This is a genomic window from Nocardia carnea, assembly GCF_029868325.1.
Taxonomy (GTDB): Bacteria; Actinomycetota; Actinomycetes; order Mycobacteriales; family Mycobacteriaceae; genus Nocardia; species Nocardia carnea_C.
The window spans coordinates 1-6,008 of the sequence record NZ_JARWNW010000049.1; the positions used below are offsets into that span (position 1 = coordinate 1).

Below are 6,008 nucleotides of genomic sequence, written 5' to 3' on the forward strand. Positions count from 1 at the left end.
TCTACGTCCTGCACGACGCGGCCCCGGCAGAGCTCGCCTTCCCGGACCGGTTACCCACCCTGACCGACATTCCCGAGGGGGTCGATATCGTGCCGATCGGCTTGCGCCCGCCCCAGACCCCGCCTCTGCACCTGACCCATATCCGCACCACCGGCCGGGGCCGGGCCGGGGGGCCGGGGGCGCGGCCCCCCCCCCCCCCCCCACGATCCTCAGCCGAACTGCGGATCCTCGTCGCGGGTGCGCTTGAGCTCGAAGAAATGCGGGTAGGCCGCCAGCGTGACCACCGCGTCCCACAGTTTGCCCGCCTCCTCGCCCCGCGGGATCCGCGACAACACCGGGCCGAAGAACGCGACCCCGTTCACGTGGATGGTCGGCGTACCGACATCGGGTCCGACCTTGTCCATGCCGGCATGATGGCTGACCCGCAAGGCCTCGTCGTAGTCGCCGCTGTCCGCGGCGGCCGCCAGTTCGGCCGGCAACCCCACCTCGGCGAGCGCATCGGCGAGGATCGCCGCGAAGGTCCCCCGCAGATCACCCTCTTTCTCGTACTCGGACCGGCGGTCGTGGAACCGGGTGCCCATGGCCGTGTACAGCGCCGGCAGCACCTCGTCGCCGTGCTGCTGGGCGGCGGCGATCGCGACCCGCACCGGCCCCCACCCGTTCGCCATCAGTTCCTGGTATTCCGCCGGCAGATCACGTCCCTCGTTGAGCACCGCCAGGCTCATCACATGGAACCGCGTCTCGATATCGCGCACCTTCGCGACCTCGAGGATCCAGCGGGAGGTGATCCAGCACCACGGGCACAGTGGGTCGAACCAGAATTCGGCAAGGTCCTTCTTATCGGCCGTATCGGTCACGGACGTTCCTCTCCTTCGGTCGTCGACGGGCACTGCGCCGCAGGCCCGGCCTCTCACCGAGCAACCGCCGCCGTGCCGTTTTCGTTCCCGATCCCGGGCGAACATCGCGGGCGGTCTCAGTAGGCTGGCGCCAGAGGTTCGGATCGTCGCTGGAACAACTCACGACAAGGGAGTCCGTCCATGACATCTGCACAGCGTTTCGTGATCGTCGGCGCCGGCCTGGCCGGGGCGAAACTGGCACAGGAGTTGCGCGGCAACGATTTCGACGGCCACATCACCCTCATCGGCGCGGAGGAGCGGCTGCCCTACGAACGCCCGCCGCTGTCGAAGGAGTACCTGGCCGGGAAGAAGACCCTCGACGAGTTCACCGTGGCCGACGCCGCCTGGTACCGGGACCACAATGTGGAGCTCCTGCTGGGTACGGAGGTCACCGCCGTCGATCGTGGCGCCCGCACGGTCGCGCTTCCGGACGGCTCGGCCCTGCCCTACGACAAACTGGCTCTGGCCACCGGTGCCGCCTCCCGGTCGCTGCCCGTTCCGGGCGCCGACGAGCCGGGCGTGTACACCTTGCGTACCGTCGAAGAATCCGACGCATTGATCGAACTGTTCGGCACGGCGCGCCGGCTGGTGGTCGTCGGGGCGGGCTGGATCGGGCTCGAGGTCACTGCGGCGGCGCGGGCGGCCGGGGTGGCGGTGACCGTGATCGAAGAGACGTTCGCGCCCCTGCTGGGCGCGCTGGGCCCAGAGATGGGCGAGGTATTCGCCGATCTGCACCGGGAGCACGGCGTGGAGTTCCGGTTCGATGCGCGCGTCGAAAAGATCACTGTTTCCGACGGCCGAGCGCGGGGCGTGCAGCTGGCGGACGGAACAACCGTGGAGGCGGACGCCGTCCTCGTCGCGGTGGGCGCGCGACCCCGTACCGCACTCGCGGAAGCCGCCGGTCTGCTCACCGGCACCGGTGTGCTCGTCGACGCGGGACTCACCAGCAGCGACCCGAATATCGTCGCCATCGGCGATATCGCGGAACAGGACCATCCCCTACTGGGCCGCCGGATCCGGGTGGAGCACTGGGCGAACGCCCTGAATCAGCCCGCGGCGGCCGCCCGCACCATGCTCGGCAAGGCGGCCCTCTACGACCGCCTCCCCTACTTCTTCACCGACCAGTACGACCTCGGTATGGAATACACCGGTTTCGCCGCCCCCGGCGACTACGACCGGGTGGTGGTGCGCGGCGATCTCGGCGGCCGCGAGTTCGTGGCGTTCTGGCTCGACGAGCAGCAGCGGGTCCTGGCCGGGATGAACGTGAACATCTGGGATGTGGGCGACCGCATCAAGGAACTCATCCTCTCCGGCGACCCGGTCGACCCCGACCGGCTGGCCGACACCTCGACCCCACTCTGAACAGACGGCCCGACACAACGTTGCGGCCGTCTTGCCGAACGGAATCGATTGCGGAACCCGCGGGATGCTTCACCAGGTGCGGCCGGTGATCAGCTCGTAGGCCTGGACGTACTTATCCCTGGTGGCGGCGACGATATCGGCCGGAATCTCCGGGCCGGGCGGTTCCTTGTCCCAGCCGGTCGAGGTGGCCCAATCGCGGACGAACTGTTTGTCGAACGACGGCTGCGGGCGGCCCGGCTCCCATTCCGCGGCCGGCCAGAACCGGGAGGAGTCGGAGGTCAGCAGTTCGTCGCCGAGCGTGAGAACATCACCGTCCCAGCCGAACTCGACCTTGGTATCGGCGATGATCACGCCCCGTTCGGCGGCGTGCGCCGCTCCCCGCGCGTAGAGGTCGAGGGTGCGATCGCGCAGTTGCTCGGCGATCTCGCGCCCCTCCTGGTCGACCACCTGGTCGAACGTCATCGGTTCGTCGTGGCCGGTATCGGACACCTTCGTGGTCGGCGTGAAGATCGGCTCGGGCAGCCGGTCACCTTCGCGCAGCCCGGCCGGTAGCGCCACCCCGCATACCGAACCGCTGCGCTGGTACTCCTTCCAGCCCGACCCCACCAGGTATCCGCGCGCCACGCATTCCACCAGCACCATCTTCAATGGCTTCACCCGCACCGCCCGGCCGGCGAATTCCGCCGGCACATCGGTGGTGGACAGCACATGGTTGGGGATATCGGCGAAGAACTCGAACCACCAGTTCGACAGCTGCGTCAGCAGCGCACCCTTGTCCGGGATCGGTGTGGGCAGTGAGACGTCGTAGACCGAGACCCGGTCCGAGGCAACCAGCAGCAGCGTGTCACCGTCGGTGTACAGGTCGCGCACCTTTCCGGCGTGCACATGCTTCACGTTGCGGCTCCGATCCTCTGGTCATCGACTGGAGTCGAGTCATCCGACTTCACTGCAAGCAAACCTTACCGACGTGGCATTGTGGACAGCGCTCGTGCCCGCACCTCTGTGTAATCGAAGGAGCCCGATGTCCGCACCGAACCTCACCCGCGAACAGGCGATCGAACGCGCCGGCGTCGTCTCGGTCGAGAATTACCGTATCGACCTCGACCTGACCGACACAGCGGGAAAACCGGGCGAACAGACGTTCTTCTCGCGCAGTACGGTCACGTTCACCGCGAAACCGGGGTCGCGGACCTTCGTCGATATCGTCGCCCGCGGTATCCGTTCGGCGGTACTCAACGGCAAACCGCTCGATATCGCCGAGTACGACGAGTCGACCGGTATCACCCTGCCCGACCTGGCCGAACGCAATGAACTCGTGGTGGAGGCCGACTGCGAGTACTCGCATACCGGCGAGGGCCTGCACCGGTTCGTCGATCCCGCCGACGGGGCGGTCTACCTGTACTCCCAGTTCGAGACCGCCGACGCCAAACGGATGTTCGCCTGCTTCGACCAGCCCGACCTCAAGGCCACCTTCGATATCGAGGTCACCGCCCCGAGCGACTGGAAGGTCATCTCCAACGGCGCCGGCAGCGTCGAGGGCGGCCGGCACCGGTTCGCCACGACACCGCTCATGAGCACCTATCTGGTCGCGCTGATCGCCGGTCCGTACGCGGAATGGACCGATACCTACACCGACGACCACGGCAGCATCCCGCTCGGCATCTACTGCCGCGCCTCGCTCGCCGAATACATGGACGCCGACCGGCTGTTCACCGAGACCAAACAGGGTTTCGGTTTCTACCACAAGAACTTCGGCCTCCCCTACGCCTTCGGTAAATACGACCAGCTGTTCGTGCCGGAGTTCAATGCCGGGGCAATGGAGAACGCCGGTGCGGTGACCTTCCTCGAGGATTACGTCTTCCGGTCCAAGGTCACCCGCGCCTCCTATGAGCGGCGCGCCGAAACCGTCCTGCACGAGATGGCGCATATGTGGTTCGGCGACCTGGTCACCATGAAGTGGTGGGACGATCTGTGGTTGAACGAATCGTTCGCAACCTTCGCGTCCGTGCTGTGCCAGGCCGAGGCCACCGAGTACACGAGCGCCTGGACCACCTTCGCGAATGTCGAGAAATCGTGGGCCTACCGGCAGGATCAGCTGCCGTCGACCCACCCCATCGCCGCCGATATCCCCGACCTGGCCGCTGTCGAAGTCAATTTCGACGGCATCACCTACGCCAAGGGCGCGAGCGTACTGAAACAGCTGGTGGCCTACGTCGGGCTGGAGCCGTTCCTGGCCGGGCTGCGCGCCTACTTCGCCGAGCACGCCTACGGCAACGCCACCTTCGACGATCTGCTGGCGGCCCTGGAGAAATCTTCCGGACGCGATCTGTCCGACTGGGGCGCCCAGTGGCTCAAAACCACCGGCCTCAATATTCTGCGGCCCGATTTCGAGGTCGACGCCGACGGAAAGTTCACCTCGTTCACCGTGATCCAGGAGGGCGCCGCCCCCGGAGCCGGTGAGCAGCGGGTACATCGCCTGGCCATCGGCGTCTACGACGATCAAGAGGGCAAACTGGTCCGCACGAAGCGGGTCGAACTCGATCTCGCCGCCGCCGAACGCACCGAGGTTCCCGAGCTCGTCGGCGTACCGCGCGGCAAGTTCGTGCTGATCAACGACGACGACCTCACCTATTGCTCGGTCCGCCTGGACCCCGATTCCCTCGACGTCCTGATCAATCACATCGCCGATATCGCCGAACCGCTGCCCCGCACCCTGGCCTGGTCGGCGGCCTGGGAGATGACCCGGCAGGCCGAGTTCCGGGCCCGTGATTTCGTGGCGCTGGTGCAGCGCGGTATCGGTGCGGAATCCGAGATCGGGGTGGTCCAGCGGCTGCTCATGCAGGCCAATACCGCCCTGCGCAGCTACGCCGCCCCGGAATGGGCCGACACCACCGGCTGGCAGGATTACGCGAATCGCCTGCTGGAATTGGCCCGCGAGGCCGATGCCGGCTCGGACCACCAGCTGGCGTTCGTCAACGCCCTCACCGGGGCGAAGCTGGCTGCCTGGCATACCGAGGTGCTGCGCGAACTGCTCGACGGCGACCCGGCCGGAGTGGGTCTGCCCGGACTCACCGTCGATACCGACCTGCGCTGGCGGCTGCTCACCGCGCTCGCCGCGGCCGGGGAGATCGACACCGACAGCGCGGACGCCACCCCGGCCATCGACGCCGAGTTGCGCAACGACGAAACCGCCGCCGGCCGCCGGCAGGCCGCCACCGCGGCCACGGCCCGCCCGATCGCCGAGGTGAAGGCCTCGGCCTGGGCGACGGTGCTGGAGGACGATTCGGTGCCCAATATCACCGCACGCTCCATCGTCAACGGTTTCGCCCCCGCCGGTCAGGACGCCCTGCTGCAGCCCTTCGTGGAGCGGTACTTCGCGGAGATCCCCGCGGTATGGGAACGCCGGTCCAGCGAGGTCGCGCAGACCGTGGTGATCGGGCTGTACCCGTCGTGGGCGATCAGCGAGGAAGCGGTGGCCCGCGCCGACGAATTCCTGGCCGCCGACCATCCGCCCGCCCTGCGGCGGCTGGTACTCGAAGGTAAGGCGGGAATCGAGCGCTCGCTACGCGCCCGCGCCTTCGATATTTCCTGACCTGGAAACGGACGACGGGGGGGGGCCCCGCGGGGGGGGGGGGGCGGGGGGGGGGGGGGGGCCCGGGGGGCGTGCCCCGCGGGGCGCGGCCCCCCCCCCCCCCCCGGGGCGCCCCCCCCCGGGGGGGCCGGCGCCGTCGTCCGTTTCCAGGTCAGGAA

4 protein-coding genes are annotated in these 6,008 nt (G+C 68.1%); 2 read left to right on the plus strand and 2 right to left on the minus strand.

From position 1 onward, the window contains the following. Nucleotides 1-209: 209 nt before the first annotated feature. A complete protein-coding gene (locus QH196_RS02445) occupies nt 210-857 on the minus strand; it encodes a DsbA family protein (RefSeq protein WP_280414104.1) in 648 nt (215 codons plus the stop codon). Between the two features lie 180 nt (nt 858-1,037). On the opposite strand from QH196_RS02445, the gene QH196_RS02450 reads away from it, so the two are divergent. Beyond that, on the plus strand, nt 1,038-2,258 hold the full coding sequence (locus QH196_RS02450) for an NAD(P)/FAD-dependent oxidoreductase (protein ID WP_280414105.1): 1,221 nt from the start codon (nt 1,038-1,040) through the stop codon (nt 2,256-2,258). 69 nt (nt 2,259-2,327) lie between these two features. Here QH196_RS02450 and QH196_RS02455 read toward each other — a convergent pair whose 3' ends face one another. Beyond that, nucleotides 2,328-3,152, minus strand: coding sequence for a phosphoribosylaminoimidazolesuccinocarboxamide synthase (locus QH196_RS02455; RefSeq protein ID WP_280414106.1), 825 nt, complete (start codon nt 3,150-3,152; stop codon nt 2,328-2,330). A gap of 127 nt (nt 3,153-3,279) precedes the next feature. Here QH196_RS02455 and pepN point away from each other — a divergent pair, with 127 nt between their 5' ends. After that, nucleotides 3,280-5,850, plus strand: coding sequence for an aminopeptidase N (gene pepN, locus QH196_RS02460; protein ID WP_280414107.1), 2,571 nt, complete (start codon nt 3,280-3,282; stop codon nt 5,848-5,850). The last annotated feature ends 158 nt before the right edge of the window (nt 5,851-6,008 follow it).